14 protein-coding genes are annotated in these 19160 nt (G+C 51.4%); 12 read left to right on the top strand and 2 right to left on the bottom strand.

Going from position 1 to position 19160, the window contains the following annotated elements:
• Position 1: 1 nt before the first annotated feature.
• Both ABD028_RS05795 and ABD028_RS05790 read right to left on the bottom strand, forming a co-directional pair.
• The gene (locus tag ABD028_RS05795; protein WP_343842816.1) at positions 2–3091 is read right to left on the bottom strand and encodes an efflux RND transporter permease subunit; all 3090 of its coding nucleotides are present in this window, start codon (positions 3089–3091) and stop codon (positions 2–4) included.
• A 405-nt stretch (positions 3092–3496) separates the two neighbouring features.
• On the bottom strand, positions 3497–4777 hold the full coding sequence (locus ABD028_RS05790; protein WP_102795039.1) for a citrate synthase: 1281 nt from the start codon (positions 4775–4777) through the stop codon (positions 3497–3499).
• A 695-nt stretch (positions 4778–5472) separates the two neighbouring features.
• Here ABD028_RS05790 and sdhC point away from each other — a divergent pair.
• The 12 genes from sdhC to ABD028_RS05730 all read left to right on the top strand — a co-directional run bounded on the left by sdhC (position 5473) and on the right by ABD028_RS05730 (position 19138).
• Complete coding sequence (gene sdhC / locus ABD028_RS05785) at positions 5473–5847, top strand: succinate dehydrogenase, cytochrome b556 subunit (protein WP_102795040.1); 375 nt, start codon at positions 5473–5475, stop codon at positions 5845–5847.
• Positions 5841–6188, top strand: a complete 348-nt coding sequence (gene sdhD / locus ABD028_RS05780) for a succinate dehydrogenase, hydrophobic membrane anchor protein (protein ID WP_343842812.1) — start codon at positions 5841–5843, stop codon at positions 6186–6188. Before sdhC ends, sdhD begins: the two co-directional genes overlap by 7 nt.
• Positions 6189–7961, top strand: coding sequence for a succinate dehydrogenase flavoprotein subunit (gene sdhA, locus ABD028_RS05775; protein WP_102795042.1), 1773 nt, complete (start codon positions 6189–6191; stop codon positions 7959–7961).
• A 16-nt stretch (positions 7962–7977) separates the two neighbouring features.
• Positions 7978–8688 (top strand): succinate dehydrogenase iron-sulfur subunit, encoded by a 711-nt coding sequence (locus ABD028_RS05770; protein WP_102795043.1) that lies wholly within the window; start codon positions 7978–7980, stop codon positions 8686–8688.
• 252 nt (positions 8689–8940) lie between these two features.
• Positions 8941–11760 carry a 2-oxoglutarate dehydrogenase E1 component gene (locus ABD028_RS05765; protein WP_102795044.1) on the top strand — a complete coding sequence of 940 codons (2820 nt, stop codon included), beginning with the start codon at positions 8941–8943 and terminating at the stop codon, positions 11758–11760.
• 9 nt (positions 11761–11769) lie between these two features.
• On the top strand, positions 11770–13260 hold the full coding sequence (gene odhB, locus ABD028_RS05760) for a 2-oxoglutarate dehydrogenase complex dihydrolipoyllysine-residue succinyltransferase (RefSeq protein WP_102795045.1): 1491 nt from the start codon (positions 11770–11772) through the stop codon (positions 13258–13260).
• Between the two features lie 229 nt (positions 13261–13489).
• A complete protein-coding gene (sucC, locus tag ABD028_RS05755; protein ID WP_343842806.1) occupies positions 13490–14659 on the top strand; it encodes an ADP-forming succinate--CoA ligase subunit beta in 1170 nt (389 codons plus the stop codon).
• Positions 14656–15528 carry a succinate--CoA ligase subunit alpha gene (sucD, locus tag ABD028_RS05750; protein WP_102795047.1) on the top strand — a complete coding sequence of 291 codons (873 nt, stop codon included), beginning with the start codon at positions 14656–14658 and terminating at the stop codon, positions 15526–15528. The genes sucC and sucD overlap by 4 nt, the downstream gene beginning before the upstream one ends.
• Before the next feature lie 593 nt (positions 15529–16121).
• Positions 16122–16382 carry a GNAT family N-acetyltransferase gene (locus tag ABD028_RS05745; RefSeq protein WP_343842801.1) on the top strand — a complete coding sequence of 87 codons (261 nt, stop codon included), beginning with the start codon at positions 16122–16124 and terminating at the stop codon, positions 16380–16382.
• Between the two features lie 79 nt (positions 16383–16461).
• Complete coding sequence (locus ABD028_RS05740; RefSeq protein ID WP_343842798.1) at positions 16462–17679, top strand: metallophosphoesterase; 1218 nt, start codon at positions 16462–16464, stop codon at positions 17677–17679.
• A 533-nt stretch (positions 17680–18212) separates the two neighbouring features.
• Positions 18213–18632: a hypothetical protein gene (locus ABD028_RS05735; RefSeq protein WP_343842795.1), complete on the top strand. Its 420-nt coding sequence runs from the start codon at positions 18213–18215 to the stop codon at positions 18630–18632.
• Between the two features lie 113 nt (positions 18633–18745).
• Complete coding sequence (locus ABD028_RS05730; protein WP_343842792.1) at positions 18746–19138, top strand: hypothetical protein; 393 nt, start codon at positions 18746–18748, stop codon at positions 19136–19138.
• The last annotated feature ends 22 nt before the right edge of the window (positions 19139–19160 follow it).

Genomic DNA, 19160 nt, shown 5'->3' with positions numbered 1-19160 from the left:
ATCAGGACTCCTGAATAAGCTGTACGGTGTCAAGTTGGGATTGGCGCTGCCCCTGTCCAAGTTGCAGTAATGCCGGCAGTAAAATCAGAGTAAACAGGGCACTAAAGGCCATGCCACCGACGATAACTGTGGCGAGGCCCCGGTAAATCTCCGAGCCGACCCCGGGCACCAGCATCAATGGCAGCATGCCGAATAAGCTGGTCAAGGTACTCATGTACACCGGGCGGGCACGGATTTGCACGGCCTGCGCTACAGCATCGGTCAGGGGCAGGCCCTGACGCTGACCAAAACGGGTCTGATCTACCAGTAAGATGGCATTATTGACCACCAGACCGAGCAGAATAATAAAGCCAATCATGGTCAGCAGATCCAATGACTGGAAGGTGAACAGATTCAGCAGCCACAGTGCCAGTACCCCGCCCGCCACCGCCAGCGGCATGACCGTCAGTACCAGCAGGCTGTCATAAGCCGAGCGGAATAATGCGGTCATCAGCAGGAACAGGATTACTATGGCGAGCAGGAAATTTTTGCCCATATCCACAATGGCCTGCTGCATATCATTGGCATTGCCGCTGATCTGTATGCTGGCATCCAGTGGCAGTGCCTGACGAATAACCGGCAACACATGTTCGTCCAGTTGCTGCATGGCGTCTTGCAGAGACAGATTCTCCGGCGGATTCAGAATAATACTGACGGTCCGTTTACCGTTTACCCGACGCAGTTGTGTCGGTCCGACCGTTCTTTGTACCTGCGCCAGTTCGCCCAGAGTTTGCAGCCCGGCTCTTGGCGTGTGTACTGGCATGGCTGACAACTCGTCTGGTGTCTGCCATTTGTCACCCCGCAAAATAAGGTTCATTCTGTCGTTGCCGTCGAAATACTCAGCGATAAACAATCCACCGCTTAAGGCTCTGACCATGTTAGCCACATCACCGCGATCCAGCCCGGCCTGCGCAATACGCCGGTCATCCGGTAGCAGGCGCAGTTCGGGTTCTGCCAGCATCAAACCTGGCACCGGCTGGGCACTCACCCCAGGCATATGTTGATTGATGGCAGCAAGGCCGGTCTGGGCCGCATTCATCAGGGCTTCCACATCCGGTCCCTGCAGATCGATATTTATTGAACGACCGTTACCGCCACCCTGCACGTTAATCATCGAACCACGGAACATAAATACCTGGGTATCGGGTAAATCGTTAAGCACCTGGGTTCTGACCACCTGCATCAGTTCTTCTACCTGAGTTGGATCGTCGGCATACACAAAACCACCACTGGCACTGGGTCCAAAGGTATAGAAGTTATAGCTCTTTATTTTGGGTTGTTTACTTCCTTGCAGATAAGGCGCCAGGCGTTGTTTAACCCGGTTGGCCAGCTCTTCCTCCAGAAAACTCAGACTGCCGCCCGGTGGCAGGTTAAAGGCGTAGAAGAAACCATCAATGGGAGCGCGTGGCATAAAGTCGGTTCTGGGGAGCAAACTCAGCGTTATTACCAGTGATGCGCCCAGTAAGCCGCCAATCCAGGCCAGTCGCTTGCCCTGATGGCTGGTCAGGCGCATGACCATGTTGCTGAGTTTTTGCCACAAATTTGCCAGGTTATCCTGCGCTGGCAAATCGCGAAGCAGGTAGTGGCTGGCCAGCGGAAGCACTGTGATGGCCCCCAGCATGGAGGCCATCACAGATACCGACAAGGTCAGGGCCAGGTCGGAAAACAATTGCCCCTCCACTCCCTGCATAAACAGGATAGGCAGAAAGATGGCCACGCTGGTGGCAGTGGAGGCAAACAGCGCGCCGGTGACTTGCCCGGCGCCGCGCAGTACTGCCTTTTTGCTGTCCAGACCTTCGGTGCGCAGCCTGACAATATTTTCCTGCACTATGATGGCAGCATCCAGTACCAGCCCCACTGCGAAAGCAATACCCGCCAGGGATATTACGTTTAAAGAGCGATTCAGAATACCAAGGGCCAGAAACGCCACCATAATGGAAAACGGAATAGTCAGGGCAATGATCAGGGTGGCCCGCCAGCCGCGCAGGAAATACCAAAGTATTGCCAGGGCCAACAAAACCCCCAGGCCGAGGTTGCTCTTGACCAGAATCAGAGCATTGCGAATATGTACTGAGGAGTCAAAACTCAGATCGATCATCAATCCCCGCTCAGCCAACGGGCCAGCATTGAGTTCATCAATGGCCAGATTGATATTGTCCAGTAGCGCGACTGTGTTGGCGTCGCTATCTCGGCTGATAGTGATATAGTAGGCCGGCGCGCCGTTTCTAAGCGTAAAGCCAAACCTGTCTACCAGGGTGTCTTCGATGCTGGCAATATCACTTAGATAGACCGGCCGTTCATTACGATAGGCCAGGATCATGTTACCTAAGTCGCTGACCTGATACTGACCGGCAAAACGTATGGTGTACTGGCGTCTTCCCACATCAGCAAAACCACCAGACACATCGGTGGAGCGGGCCACGGCCCGACTAATATCGCCTATGGCAATCCCCAGTGCTGCTGCTTTGTAGGGATCAAAGCTGATACGCAGCTCTCTGGGACGTTGACTGTTAAGATTAACCTGGGCGACGCCGGGAATACGGGCCAGACGCGGTTCTACCACATCTTCAATAAACTGCTGGTACTGGGATATATCTTCGGCGTCATTGCCTGGTGCCGTGCGCACCAGTAAGGATGCGGCATTCGGACCATTTTGCCCGCCACCGGCTGAGACAACAGGTTCAAAGGCATCCAACGGCAGCGGCGGTGCCTGATTAAGCCGGTTGATCACCTCCAGCATGGCCCGCTGCATATCTGTACCGACATCATAGGTTAAGGTGATATTGCCAAAGCCGCGCTGGACACTGGTGGTCACATCAATCACCCCGGGCGCATTTTTGACGGCGTTTTCCAAAGGTTCAATTATCACCGATTCCATTTCTTCCGGTGCGGCGGAGCGCCATCCCGTGCCTATGCTGATTTGCGGCTGTTCTATGTCGGGTGTTAGCTGTATGGGCAGTTTTAGGGCAGCCAGCAGGCCAAACAGGCAGAGTAAGGCTGCCAGTACCAGCACGGCTGCCGGATTTTTTACGCTGGTTCGGGTCAGATTCATTGTTTTTATCGGGTGCAAGACAAGGTGTTCCGCTAAGCCTAGAGCTTGCTTAGTTTCAGGCTATGGCTGTTGCGACCAATTGCGGGTTGTTGCGATAAAAACTTGTGCTGTTAATGCTTTGTTACAGGTTGCAATATCTGCTGGGATGATTGGTTACAATTGATGGGCGTGAAGCGTGAAGCGTGAAGCGTGAAGCGTGAAGCGTGAAGCGTGAAGCGTGAAGCGTGAAGCGTGAAGCGTGAGGCGTGAAGCGTGAGGCGAGAAGGATGTCGGAATGAATTCCGACCCACTGTGGGTCGGGCTTTAGCCCAACAGCGACAGGCCACCAATCTTAGGTAAACTAACTGGCAGCCGCTCAGATAACAAAAAACCGCCGGATGGCGGTTTTTTAAAGTCAGGCGCTGATTACTTTTTCAGCGGCTGATATTTACGGGCATCATGACCGGTGTACAACTGACGTGGACGACCGATTTTCTGACCTGGCTGGCTGAGCATTTCATGCCAGTGTGAGATCCAGCCCACAGTGCGCGCCAAGGCAAAAATACAGGTGAACATGTTGGTTGGAATACCAATGGCTTTCAAAATGATGCCAGAGTAGAAGTCCACATTGGGGAACAGCTTCTTGTCTTTGAAGTAAGGGTCTGACAGCGCAATACGCTCCAATTCCATGGCCACATCCAACAACGGATCCTGAATGTTCAGCTCGGCCAGTACTTCGTGGCAGCTTTCACGCATAACCGTTGCACGCGGGTCGTAATTTTTGTACACCCGGTGACCGAAGCCCATCAGACGGAACGGATCGTTCTTATCCTTGGCGCGCTCGATAAATTCTGGAATTCGATCCACTGAACCGATTTCTTCGAGCATGGTCAGGCAGGCTTCGTTGGCTCCACCATGGGCAGGGCCCCACAATGAAGCCACACCCGCTGCAATACAAGCATAAGGGTTGGCACCAGAAGAACCGGCCAGACGCACGGTACTGGTGGAGGCATTCTGTTCATGGTCTGCATGCAATGTGAAGATACGGTCCATGGCGCGTACCACGGCTGCACTGGCCTGATAAGGTTCGGCCGGAACCGAGAACATCATATTCAGGAAGTTGGCCGCGAACGACAGGTCATTGCGCGGATAAACAAAGGGCTGACCGATGTTGTACTTGTAGCACATGGCTACCAGGGTCGGCATCTTGGCCACCAGACGATAACCACTACGCAAACGTTGTTCCGCATCAGAAATATCCAGGTCGTCATGGTAGAAGGACGACATGGCACCCACGGTACCGCACAACATCGCCATAGGATGCGCGTCGCGACGGAAACCGCGGAAGAAGTTGTTTACCTGGTCATGCACCATAGTGTGACGGGTAATGGTATTTTTGAACTGAGCATACTGCTCTGCATCTGGCGCTTCACCGTGCAGCAGCATGTAGCAGACTTCCAGATAGTCGGCATCGCGTGCCAGGTCTTCAATAGAATAACCGCGGTGCAACAGGACGCCTTTCTCGCCATCTATATAAGTGATGGACGATTCGCAAGAACCGGTTGCCATAAAACCAGGGTCAAAAGTGAAGTAACCATTGGCGCCCAATGACCGAACATCGATCACATCATGGCCTGCTGTTCCGGATAGAATAGGGAGTTCGATTTCCTTGTCGCCTACCTTCAAGATGGCCTTTTGATCTGCCATAAGATGCTCTCCTTCAGATTGCTTCTGTGGTGGTGTGTTGGAACTTTCCCTGACTGATACGCAGGACGGTGACAGCCGGATTAAAGAGCGGAAAGTTCACACAGGCGTTTAAAAAGTGCCGCTATTTGTACTGATATTAGCGTGACAAGTCAATTTTAATGCGTTTCTGGTCGATATCTATTCAACTAAAGTTTAGTGGTCATCGGCAGATTGTCGCCATAACCTAGCTGCAACGCTGTTGGCGTCATTTGAATATCAGCAGCGCCAGTCAAGTTTATGCGCCAGTCCGGTTGGTTGGCAAACTAATGGGTTTGTTTTATGTGGCAAATCTCTGGGGTGTTCCAGTGTACTGAGATGGCATGTGGCTTGTCTGAAAGGCCCCTTGAAAACTTGCAGGGTGGATTTCCTGGGCATTGGGTTAATTGGCTATGACTTAGTCCGCATTAATCTATTGAACAGGAAATAATCAAAATCCAAACAAGACGTTAGGGCGTAACAAAAATTGTAATTATGGCGCGGGCTGGATATACTTTGCGACGTTTAAGTAGCGGTGTTTGTAGCATTTTTTTAACAAATTTGGTGCGACACCCCGTCATACAAAAAGACAGCTTGAATCTTGAGACGGTTAATTTTGCGCAAGGCAGAATTAGCGACGAAGAACTCAACCCTTCCGGGGGTGTAACGGGCAACAAATCGTGAAAAAACAAAGACCAGTAAATTTACAACTCAATACGATTAGTTTTCCTCCATCTGCCATTGTTTCTATTTTGCATCGGGTAACAGGTGTTGCCATGTTCTTTGCCCTGATTTTCGTGATCTCGGCTTGGGCGGTATCCCTGACATCAGCAGAAGGTTTCGACTGCGTGGTGGAATGCATGAATGGCGTGTTGGGTAAGCTGATTGCCATCGGCACTATTTCTGCCTTCATTTATCATCTTCTGGGTGGCTTGCGCCACGTGGTGATGGATATGGGGCACTGGGAAGAACTGCAATCCGGTAACGCCAGCGCTAAAGCGGTGATTGCACTTTGGATTGTTCTGACAATCTTGGTGGGAGTAGTACTATGGTAACCAATCAGGCAAGTCTTAAACGTAACGGGGTGCAGGATTATCTTTCCCTGCGCACAACCGCCGCTATTATTGCCGCGTTCTTCCTTTATATGGCGTGGTTCTTTATTGCAACGCCACAAATTACCTATGATGTATGGCATGACCTGTTTGCCGGGCTGAGGATGAAGGTCTTTACCCTGGCGGCACTGGTTTCCATCATGATCCACGTACGCATCGGCCTGTGGCAGGTTCTGACCGACTACGTTAAGGCTCCAGCCTTGCGCGGTACTATTCAGTTCCTGTTGAATTTGTTGGCTTTTGCCTACGTTGCCGTAGGTCTGTTCGTATTGTGGGGTGTGTAAGTGACTATTCCAGTACATGAATTTGATGCAGTGGTAATTGGCGCCGGTGGCGCAGGCATGCGTGCCGCCCTGCAGATTTCCCAGTCCGGCAAGTCCTGTGCCTTGCTGTCTAAAGTGTTTCCAACCCGTTCCCACACCGTGTCCGCTCAGGGCGGTATTACGGTTGCACTGGGCAATGCCCATGATGACAACTGGGAATGGCATATGTATGACACGGTGAAAGGCTCCGATTATATCGGTGACCAGGACGCCATCGAATATATGTGTAAGACAGGCCCAGAAGCCATTATTGAGCTGGAAAATATGGGCCTGCCTTTTTCACGTTTTGAAAACGGTAAGATTTATCAGCGTCCGTTCGGCGGCCAGTCCAAAAACTTTGGTGGCGAGCAGGGCGCACGTACGGCCGCAGCGGCTGACCGTACCGGTCACGCTCTGTTGCACCTGCTGTATCAGCAGAACGTAAAGAACAAAACCAAGGTGTTCAGTGAATGGTATGCCCTGGATCTGGTGAAAAACCAGGACGGTGATGTGGTGGGCTGTACCGCCATCGATATCGAAACCGGTCAGGTGGTGTACTTCAAATCCAAAGCCGTTGTCTTGGCCACCGGTGGTGCGGGCCGTATTTACGCCTCTACCACGAACGCCCATATCAACACTGGTGATGGCGTGGGCATGGCCCTGCGTGCTGGTGTTGCTCTGCAAGATATGGAAATGTGGCAATTCCACCCCACCGGTATCGCTGGTGCTGGTGTATTGGTTACCGAAGGTTGCCGTGGTGAAGGTGGTTATCTGCTGAACAAAGACGGTGAACGTTTTATGGAACGTTATGCGCCAAACGCCAAAGACCTGGCTGGCCGTGACGTGGTTGCCCGTTCCATGATGACCGAAATCCGCGAAGGTCGCGGTTGTGACGGTCCCTGGGGTGTGCATATCAAACTTAAGCTGGATCACCTGGGTAAAGAAGTGCTTGAATCACGTCTGCCAGGTATCCTGGAGCTGTCCCGTACCTTTGCTCACGTCGACCCGGTTAAAGAGCCGATTCCGGTTATTCCAACCTGTCACTATATGATGGGCGGTATTCCCACCAATGTTGATGGTCAGGCTATAACCCTGGATGCCAATGGCAACGAAAAACTGGTTAACGGTTTGTTTGCCTGTGGTGAAATCGCTTGTGTATCCGTACACGGTGCTAACCGTCTGGGCGGTAATTCACTGCTAGACTTGGTGGTATTTGGTCGTGCAACCGGTCTGCACCTGGGTAAAGCGCTGGATGAGATTGCCCCCAGCCGTGAAGCTTCTCAAACTGATCTGGATGCGTCGCTGGCACGTTTCAATCGTTGGGAGAGTTCTGAAGCCGGTAAAGGCGAAGATCCAGTGCAAATTCGTAAAGACATGCAGAAGTGCATGCAATTGAACTTCTCTGTATTCCGTGAAGGGGATGCCATGGCTCAGGGTCTGGTTGAACTGAAGGAAATCAGGGAGCGTCTGCAACATGCTCGTCTGGATGACAAGAGCAGCGACTTTAATACCCAGCGTATCGAGTGTCTGGAGTTGGACAACCTGATGGAAACGGCCTATGCCACCGCAGTTGCCGCCAACTTCCGTACCGAGAGCCGTGGTGCCCATAGCCGCTTCGACTTCCCGGACCGCGATGATGAGAACTGGTTGTGCCATTCCATCTATCGTCCAGACACAGAGTCCATGAGCAAGCGTGAAGTGAACATGTCGCCTAAGCTACGTGAAGCCTTCCCGCCTAAAGCCAGGACTTACTAAGAGGAGCATGAAGTAGATGAAATTGAATTTCTCAATTTATCGTTACAATCCTGATGTGGACAATGCACCTCGGATGCAGGATTACCAACTGGAAGTGGAAGAAGGTCGGGATATGATGGTGCTGGATGCACTTATCCAGCTTAAAGAGCAGGACCCAACTCTTGCATTCCGTCGCTCTTGCCGTGAAGGGGTCTGCGGTTCAGACGGCCTGAATATGAACGGTAAGAACGGCCTGGCCTGTATTACGCCGTTGTCTGCACTGGGTAAAGGCAAGCTGGTATTGCGTCCATTGCCTGGTCTGCCCGTTGTGCGTGACCTGGTGGTTGATATGAGCCAGTTTTACACACAGTACGAGAAGATTAAGCCGTTTTTAATCAATGACGATAAGCAGCCGCCGGCCCGTGAATTCCTGCAGAGTCCCGAAGAGCGTGAAAAGCTTGACGGTCTGTACGAATGTATTTTGTGTGCCTGCTGCTCAACGTCCTGTCCGTCGTTCTGGTGGAACCCAGATAAGTTTATCGGCCCGGCTGGTTTGCTGCATGCCTACCGCTTCCTGGCCGATAGTCGCGACACGGCTACCGAAGAGCGTTTGAATGATTTGGATGATGCCTTCAGTGTATTCCGCTGCCACGGCATTATGAACTGTGTGAGTGTATGCCCCAAAGGATTGAATCCGACCAAGGCCATTGGTCAGATTAAATCCATGCTATTGCAACGGGCTGTTTAGTTAGACTGATTTCCTGCTGACAGGAGTTCGGTTGTGTGGAAGCTAAATAGCCATCCGTCAGGGATGGCTATTTTTTGTTTGGCGCGGTTTGCAGCAAGAGATCGGGCCAACGTCTCGGGAAGAGACATGTAAACTCAGGGACGATAGCAGTTTGTCGCAAACTGTACCGCCGTCTGTAGTGACGGACCTTTGGCTGGCACAAGGGTGCCAGTGTTGTAATTTAATTCCGGTCTTTTTGATTAAGGGACAAAAATGCTAGAAAGCGTGATGAAAGCATGGTGGGAATCTTCCCACATGGCTGGTGGAAACGCTGCTTACGTAGAAGAGATATACGAAGCATATCTTGACGATGCGCAAAGCGTATCGGAAGAGTGGCGCGCGATTTTTGACCAACTGCCCAAGGTGAACGGCGTTGAGCTGGAAGCCAAACACAGCCAGATCCGCGACCAGTTTCGCCATCTTGCCAAGCTAGGCCCGATGGGGCGTGTCGCCAAGGCCGTATCGGCTGCCAGTGGCGGTGACGAGAAACAAGTCAGAGTATTGCAACTTATCAATGCCTTCCGTTTCCGTGGCCATCAACATGCTAATCTGGATCCCCTTGGCCTGTGGCAACAGGAACGGGTGCGCGATTTGGAATTGTCTCATCACGAGTTGTCTGAAGCGGATTTTGAGACCACTTACAAAGTGGGTTCTTATGCTATCGGTCAGGACAGCATGCCGCTTGGCGAGTTGTTCAAGTCCCTTAATCGCACCTATTGCGGCAGCATTGGTGCAGAATATATGCACATTACCAACACCGAACAAAAGCGTTGGATTCAACAGCGTTTTGAATCGGTGCAGGCCAAGCCTGAATTTGACCGTGACACCAAGGTTAATATTCTGAAAGGCCTGGTGGCAGCAGATGGTATGGAAAAATACCTGGGCTCCAAATTCCCTGGTGCCAAGCGCTTCTCGCTGGAAGGTGGCGATGCGCTGATCCCCATGCTCAAGCAGTTGATCACCCACGCTGGTAGCAACGGTGCCAAAGAAGTCGTCATCGGGATGGCGCACCGCGGTCGTTTGAATGTACTGGTTAACGTACTGGGTAAAAACCCTTCTGTGCTGTTTGACGAGTTTGCCGGTAAGCATGACGAATCGCTGGGTGCCGGCGATGTAAAATACCATGCTGGGTATTCATCTGATTTCGCCACCCCCGGTGGCAATGTGCACCTGGCGCTGGCCTTTAACCCGTCGCATCTGGAAATTGTCAACCCGGTGGTGATGGGCTCGGTCAGGGCGCGTTTAGATCGCCGTGGCTGTAAAGACGGTTCCTCGGTGGTACCGGTGACCATTCATGGTGACTCGGCCATTGCTGGTCAGGGGGTAGTGCAGGAAACCTTCAATATGTCGCAGACCCGCGGCTTTAAGGTGGGTGGTACGGTACGTATCGTGATCAACAACCAGGTGGGTTTCACTACCTCTAAAACCGAAGATACCCGCTCCACTCAGTACTGTACCGATATCGCCAAAATGGTGCAGGCACCAATATTCCATGTGAATTCCGATGATCCGGAAGCCGTGGTGTTTGTCACCAAGCTTGCTATGGATTACCGCAATACCTTTAAGCGTGATGTGGTGATTGACCTGGTCTGTTATCGCCGTCATGGACACAACGAAGCCGACGAGCCGATGGTAACGCAGCCGTTGATGTACCAGAAGATTAGAAAGCATCCGGTACCGCGTGAAATTTATGCCGACCAACTGACCGCTGAAGGTGCGATTCAAAGCCACGAAGTGGAAAAACTGATCAGTGACTATCGCGCGGCATTGGATCACGGTGCCTGTGTGGTGGAAGAATGGCGCCCTATGACCGAACATTCAGTGGATTGGTCCACTTATCTTGGTCATGACTGGACCGTGCCCTACGATGGCAGCCTGACCGTGGATAAGCTACGCGAACTGGGTGATAAGCTGTGCAGCTATCCGGATAGCGTTAAGCTGCAAAGCCGGGTCAACAAGCTGTATGAAGATCGTAAGGCCATGATTGCCGGTGACAAACCACTGGATTGGGGGTTTGCCGAGCTACTTGCCTATGCCAGTATTGTCGAAGCCGGTACCCGTATTCGTATGACAGGTCAGGATTCCGGCCGTGGCACTTTTTTCCATCGTCATGCGGTTTTGCATAGTCAAGGCGATGGCTCTACCTATATGCCCCTTGAGCATGTGGGCGAAAGTCAGGGCCCGATTGAAATTTATGACTCGGTATTGTCAGAAGAAGCGGCCATGGCCTTCGAATATGGTTATTCCACTGCTGAGCCGGGCTGTCTGAATATCTGGGAAGCGCAGTTTGGTGATTTCGCCAACGGTGCGCAGGTGGTGATTGACCAGTTTTTAAGTTCAGGTGAAGCCAAGTGGGGGCGTCTGTGTGGCCTGACCCTGCTGCTGCCGCATGGCTATGAAGGACAGGGACCTGAGCACAGCTCAGCCCGTCTGGAGCGCTTCCTGCAACTCTGTGCTGACCACAACTGGCAGGTGTGTGTGCCTTCTACCCCCGCACAGGTATTTAATATGCTGCGTCGACAGGTGGTACGCCCTATGCGTAAACCGCTTATCGTCATGTCACCTAAATCCTTGCTGCGTCATCCGCTCGCCACATCCAGTCTGGAAGAGCTGGCCGATGGCACCTTTAAAAACGTAATTGGCGAGATTGATGACATTAACCCGGCCAATGTTAAGCGTGTGGTGTTGTGTTCCGGTAAGGTGTATTTCGACTTGCTGGATCAGCGTCGTAAGAGTGAACAAACCGACGTGGCCATTGTGCGCATTGAACAGTTGTACCCGTTCCCCCATGATGAACTGGCTGAAGTACTCAAACCATACAGCCATGTGCAGGATTGGGTATGGTGTCAGGAAGAGCCGCAAAACCAGGGTGCCTGGTATTGCAGTCAGCACCATTTCTGGCAAGCCATTCCAGATGGCGCCAAGCTGAGCTATGCTGGCCGCGCTGCATCTGCTTCGCCCGCCGTGGGCTATGTTTCTGTACACAACCAGCAGCAAAAAGCCCTGGTTGATGACGCATTATCGATTAAATAAGGGACCCGTATGAGCATTGAAATTAAAGTACCGGTATTGCCCGAGTCTGTGGCAGACGCCACTATCGCTACCTGGCACGTTAAGCCCGGCGATAAGGTATCTCGCGACCAGAACCTGGTGGATATTGAGACTGATAAAGTCGTACTCGAAGTCGTGGCCCCGGCCGATGGCGTGTTGGCTGACATTCTTGAGGAAGAAGGCAGCACGGTATTGGCGGAACAGGTTATTGCCAAGCTGGAGGAAGGTGGTAAGGCTGCCGCAAAACCAGCCGGTGATGACAGCAAACAACAAAAAACCTCCTCCAGTGAAAGTGCCAAAGGTGAATCTGTGGAAATAAAAGTACCCGTACTGCCAGAGTCGGTGGCCGATGCCACCATTGCGACCTGGCATGTGCAGCCAGGTGAAGCGGTATCACGCGATCAAAACCTGGTTGATATCGAGACTGACAAAGTTGTGCTTGAAGTCGTTGCCCCGGCCGACGGCTCTCTGAGCGAAATCCTGGCCCAGGAAGGTGACACCGTGACCGCTGAGCAGGTGATTGCCAAGTTTGTGGCTGGTGCCGCCGCGGCCCCGGCTAAGGCCGAAGAAGCCAAAGCAGAAGCCGAAGATGACAATGACGCATTAAGCCCGTCTGTACGTCGTCTGCTGGCCGAAAAAGGTGTGGACGCCGCCAAGATCAAAGGTACGGGTAAAAATGGTCGTATCACCAAAGAAGATGTCGAGCAATTCCTGAAAGCCGGCGATGCGCCTGCTGCAAAAGCGCAAAGTGCCGAAGCACCTGCCGCCGCTCCTTTGGGTGAGCGTACCGAAAAACGTGTACCTATGACCCGTCTGCGTAAGACTATTGCTAATCGCCTGCTGGAAGCGAAAAACTCCACGGCCATGCTGACAACGTTCAACGAAGTCAACATGAAGCCGATTATGGACTTGCGTAAGCAATATCAGGACGTGTTCGAGAAGCGTCACGGTATTCGTCTGGGCTTTATGTCTTTCTATGTTAAAGCTGTAACCGAAGCCCTGAAACGTTTCCCTGAGGTGAATGCCTCTATTGACGGTGACGATATCTGCTACCACAACTATTTTGATATCAGCATTGCCGTATCTACCCCACGTGGTCTGGTCACGCCGGTACTGCGCGACTGCGATCAGCTGTCTGTGGCGGATGTGGAAAAAGGCATTAAAGATCTGGCCCTGAAAGGTCGTGACGGTAAGCTCTCTATGGCCGACCTGCAAGGTGGTAACTTCACCATCACCAACGGTGGTGTGTTTGGTTCACTGATGTCTACGCCGATTATCAATCCACCGCAAAGCGCGATTCTGGGCATGCACAAAATCCAGGACCGTCCTATGGCGGTAGATGGCAAGGTGGAAATCCTGCCAATGATGTACCTGGCCCTGTCTTATGATCACCGTATCATTGACGGCAAAGAGTCTGTTGGCTTCCTGGTGACTGTGAAGGAACTGTTGGAAGACCCGACACGCCTGTTACTGGACGTGTAAGCGCCAGTCAGGTTTGAAGTCTAAGAGGTGAGGGGGCCGCAAGGCATCCTCACCTTGGCGCTTCTGGAACGTGGATTGGGGTAACTCAGTCCTTTTGGCAGTGTCCCGTTGCAGGGGCTTTGTCGCAAATGCCTCCGGCAAGCTGATTGCCGGATAAGCGGTCGGAACTCAGGTTCCGGCGAATTCGTACTGCAAAAGCAGTTTTTTCTCAAAAAACGGAAAGAACACCATGAACTTGCATGAATATCAGGGCAAACAGCTATTTGCCGAGTATGGCTTACCCGTATCTGAAGGGTATGCTGCCGACACCCCACAGGCAGCAGTAGAAGCTGCCGAGCGCATTGGCGGCTCCGAGTGGGTGGTCAAGTGTCAGGTCCACGCCGGTGGCCGCGGCAAGGCCGGTGGTGTAAAGCTGGTTAAGACCAAAGACGAAATCCGTAACTTCGCCCAAAACTGGTTGGGTAAGAACCTGGTGACCTACCAGACTGACGAGCATGGTCAGCCGGTAAACAAGATCCTGGTTGAGTCTTGTACCGATATCGACAAAGAGCTGTATTTGGGTGCGGTAGTTGACCGCGCTACCCGTCGTATCGTGTTTATGGCTTCTACCGAAGGTGGTGTGGAAATCGAGAAAGTGGCCGAAGAAACCCCTGAGAAAATTCTCAAGGCCGAAATCGATCCACTGGTAGGCGCACAGCCATTCCAGGCCCGTGAAATTGCCTTCAAACTGGGCCTGCAAGGCGTACAGATTAAGCAATTCACCAATATCTTCCTGGGTCTGGCCAAGATGTTCGTTGATTTGGACGTGGCTCTGATCGAAGTGAACCCACTGGTCATCAAGACCGACGGCAACCTGCACTGTCTGGATGCCAAGGTGGTGATCGACTCCAACGCCATGTACCGTCAGCCTAAATTACGCGACATGCACGATCCATCTCAGGAAGATGCCCGTGAAGCGCAAGCCGCCAAGTGGGAGCTGAACTACGTCGCTCTGGACGGTAACATCGGTTGTATGGTGAACGGTGCAGGTCTGGCCATGGGTACCATGGATATCGTTAAGCTGCACGGCGGCGCACCCGCTAACTTCCTGGATGTAGGCGGCGGCGCCACCAAAGAGCGCGTCACCGAAGCATTCAAGATCATCCTGTCTGACAGCAACGTACAAGCCGTGCTGGTGAACATCTTCGGCGGTATTGTTCGTTGTGACATGATTGCCGAAGGTATCATCGGTGCCGTTGAAGAAGTCGGCGTAAACGTACCTGTTGTTGTGCGTCTGGAAGGCAACAACGCCGAGCTGGGCGCCAAGAAACTGGAAGAATGTGAACTGAACATCATTGCTGCTGCCAGCCTGACTGATGCAGCGCAAAAAGTGGTAGCCGCTGCCGGGGGTGCAAAATGAGCGTTTTGATTAACAAAGACACTAAAGTCATCTGCCAAGGCTTTACTGGTGGTCAGGGCACATTCCACTCTGAGCAAGCCATTGCCTATGGTACGCAAATGGTGGGCGGTGTTACCCCTGGTAAAGGCGGTACCACGCACCTGGGTCTGCCGGTATTTGATACCGTTAAAGAAGCGGTTGCTGCCACTGGCGCCACGGCGTCTGTTATCTATGTACCTGCGCCTTTCTGTAAAGACTCTATCGTTGAAGCGGCAGATGCCGGTATCGAGCTGATCGTGTGTATCACCGAAGGTATCCCCACTATCGATATGCTGTTTGTGAAAGAGTACATCACGCAGAAAGGTGTACGTATGATCGGTCCAAACTGCCCAGGTGTGATCACCCCTGGAGAGTGCAAGATCGGTATCATGCCTGGTCATATTCACAAGCCTGGTAAAGTGGGTATCGTATCCCGTTCAGGTACGCTGACCTATGAAGCGGTTAAGCAAACCACTGACGAAGGCTTCGGCCAGTCCACTTGTGTGGGCATCGGTGGTGACCCTATCCCAGGTTCTAACTTCATCGATATCCTGAAGTTGTTCCAGGAAGATCCGCAAACCGAAGCCATTATCATGATCGGTGAAATCGGCGGCACGGCTGAAGAAGAAGCGGCGGCATTCATCAAAGAAAACGTCACTAAGCCAGTGGTTTCCTACATTGCCGGTGTAACAGCACCTCCAGGCAAGCGTATGGGCCACGCCGGTGCCATTATCTCTGGTGGTAAAGGCACGGCGGATGAGAAATTCAAAGCCCTGCAAGACGCTGGTGTGACTACCGTGCGTTCTTTGGCCGATATCGGTAAAGCGCTGCGCGAGCGTACTGGCTGGTAAACAGCAGTTACGCGCTTCGGGCCGCTAGATGCGAGCTTCGAGCTAAAAGTCAAAAACCCGCTTCGGCGGGTTTTTTGTTTTTTACCGCTGCGGCGCTGAGAGCGCTGAGATTTTAATAGCATTAATGGAAAACCACAGAGGCACAGAGGGCACGGAGCAGGGCTTTTTGAGGCTTTTAACTCTGTGTTCTTTGTGCCTCTGTGGTTATTATCGTTTTGTTGGGCTGGTTTTGATTGTTTATTCGGGATGTTAGTAACTTCCATGTTCTTTATGTCACGCCGTCCGTGGCGCGCCGTCCCATTCGACCGCCCTGCCTGTTGCCCTGCGGGCCAGATGAAGCCGTTAAATCTAAATAGTTTCACCAACAGGAAACTTTTTTCGCAGGGCCGCTGAGAACCCAGAGGCATTAAAAGCACTAAATACCTCGGCGAGCTTTTCTCTGTGGCCTCTGCGTCACCGCGAGAGGTATTCCAACACCGGCCGAAGGTTGGCTTGTGTTTTTTCGTGTAGTTCGACCGACCGGGAATTTTTTAGCGGGAGTCAAAGCGCCCCCGAAAAGGGGTCATAGTGAAAACAAGTGGATCAGATTTCAATTGTTGGAGTGGATCAGTTTTGCATTGTTGGTGACAACTGGTCAGGGGATCGCTACGCAGTTACTAATTAATTGTCTGGGACAGGCCGAAAAGAAGCATGCCAGGGTAGTGTTGATAGAACGGCATGAAGAGAATTTGGCCTCGGCAGGCATGATGAAAAAAGCAGGATTTTACATTATCGACAGGTTCTATGACCCGGACAAACGCGAGTCAGGTTCACGTTGCAGTGTTATCTTTCAAAAGGATATATTGCCAGAGTAGTGATGCGGTTTATGCAGGGCTTTAAGTCAGTATAGGTCCGTGAAGATAAAAATTATAAAAACAGATGGAAGTTAACATATTGAAAAAATTACTTGTCGTACTTGGTGTTGTTCTGCTCCTGATTATTTTGGGGATAGTGTTATTCAGTCGCTTCAGCGGAACCGGTATCCGGCTGACAGATGGCCGTTATGTAGGCTACTCAGAAATAACCAATGAGTGGCTGCTGATGGAATACCAGAATGTGCCGATCGGCCTTGATGGTCCTTATGTATTTGAACAGGACAATGCCTACTTTGCGCTGACCCTGGCTAGTGATATTCATGGCCAAAACAGCGTGGAGAAACAAGCGCTGACCCACCAGGTGCAGGTGACGGTAGATAGTCCGGCCAAAGCGCAATTCTCAGTGCCACTGAGGCACTCATACCCCCGCTCAGAACTCGAATATGCCATGCCAGACAAGCTGCTGGCTATATCTGATATTGAAGGGAACTTTGACGCCTTTGTTGATTTACTTGTTGCTAACCAGGTTATCGACACTTCCTTCAACTGGATATTCGGTACAGGCCAGCTAGTGCTGATCGGCGACATGGTAGACCGTGGCAGCAATGTGGTGCCGGTACTGTGGTTAATTTACAAGCTGGAGGCAGAGGCTGAACACGTCGGTGGTAAGCTGCATTATGTGCTGGGAAATCATGAAAGGTATCTGCTGGATGGCCGCACCAAATCAGTGGCAAGAAAGTATTTTGGTACTTACCGGGCAACCGGGCAAAGCCAGCGTGCCTTGTGGACTGAACAAAGCGTGCTGGGCCGCTGGCTGCGTAGTAAGCCTGTTGCGTTAAAAGTAGGGGATTCCCTGTTTGTACATGGCGGCATATCGCCAGAAGTTCTGGCGACGAAGCCCACGCTTTCGTCAATGGATAAAGAAGCCGCCGAGTCTTTTGTCACCCATGATACGGTTAACAAAAACAGTGATAACAGTATTCTGCATGGTTCAAGGGGCTTGTTGTTCTATCGGGGCCTGGCTAAAGATATGAGTCACTATGAGCTTGGTGAAAAGGCCAGTTCCAGCCATGTTGCCCAGCTGTTAGATGCCTTTGCTGTTAAACGTGTAGCCATTGGTCATACGTTAACGGAGCAGATTGGCTGGGACTATAACGGCGGTGTTATTCGGGTTGATGTGGCCCATTCGGATGGTGTCAGCGAGGCGCTGCTAATGGAAGATGGCGCGCTCTACCGGGTTAATGCAGAAGGTGAGCGGTTTGCTCTGACTCAGATTAGTGATGAGATGCTGGATTGATTGTTTATTCAGGGAAAGGATTGCACCACAAAGGACACGAAGGGCTATAGAGATTGCCCACCCTTCGTGTGCTTCTGATCTTCGTGGTAAAGCGATAGTCACCTGTGAAAGGCTTGGATACCTGACGTCCCTGTCATATATGACACGCTGTCCGTGGCGCGCCAGGTGAAGCTGTTCAATCTAAATAGTTTCACCAACAGGAAACTTTTCTCGCAGAGCCGCTGAGAACTCAGAGACAAATACCTCGGCGAGCTTTTCTCTGCGCCCTCAGCGTCACCGCGAGAGGTATTCTTAAATCGGCTTGGGCCGCTGAGGGGATACAACAGTTGATGTATCAGGCATTGATATTGTTGTTCCGTTGCGCTGGCGGTAGTGACAAATCGAGTAAAAACAAAGCATTCCCTTAGAATACAATTTCCATTAGCATCAACCGGACCAAGAATAAGATTTATCTGACCGTCCAACAGACGTTTATCTGTCACGGACGACGTGACAGATAAAACGCTAAACCGTTATACATACGGAGAGCATTCGTGCCAGATATAGCATCAATTGGTGCCGCTTTAGCGAGCATAAAAACAGCTACAGAAATTGCAAAGCTGATTAAAGAAAGTGGTGCTTCGTTGGAGCAGGCCGAAGTAAAGCTACAACTAGCAAATTTAATAAGTAGCCTTGCGGATGCAAAAATTGAGCTCGCGGAACTTCAAACAGAAATGAATCAGCTCAAGGATAAACTGAGTCAACGGGCTGCACTCAAATGGGTTAAGCCGTATTACATGATTCAAAGTGGCAATGAAATGGAAGGCCCATTTTGCCCAACCTGTTACGATAATCATGAAAAAATGATAAGACTTCAGGGTTCTGGACGCAAAGGATGGTCTTGCTTAACTTGCAAAGGGTTCTTCAAAGACTCTGAATACGTAGAACCACCACCAATCAGGTTTAACGGGTAAATGTATAACAAGCGCAGTCACAATCGGCCACTGCGTGGCCCGAATCTCAACCGCTGCGCGGGTTTCGGCCTGTGCTGCGAGCGTTGTGTGCCCCTGAGTACGAGACAAATCCCTTGAAGAAGAATATTTTATTTCTAGTGCTTGGAATCATTCTTGGCTTCGTCGCTTCAGATTTTATCGTGAGAAGCAGCACTGAAAAATATCTGGAAGTAAGAAGCTCTCTTAAGGAGACAGTCGATGAGTTTGGAGATCTTTATTTTGGATACTCAAAGTTCGAGCTTGATGCAAGGTTACGACTTTTAGAGGAACTTGTTGAGTCAGATAGAAATGGGCAGGCAACATATAAGTTCATTCAGGAGAAATCTGATGAACTGAAAAAAGACTTGGTTGAGCTCAAGGAAATTAAACTGAGCAACTCTGGGTCACAGGAGGCTCTTGAACGCTCAATTTCTGAAGCCGAGAGACTCATTGAGTCAATTGAGTTTGACTATGGTTTGGGCACCTAACAAGTAGCGTAAGTTTGCAGCA

This window comes from Bowmanella denitrificans (assembly GCF_039522935.1).
Lineage (GTDB): Bacteria > Pseudomonadota > Gammaproteobacteria > Enterobacterales > Alteromonadaceae > Bowmanella > Bowmanella denitrificans.
Note: the sequence above shows the minus strand (reverse complement) of the source record. Positions and strands in the feature narration are given on the sequence as shown.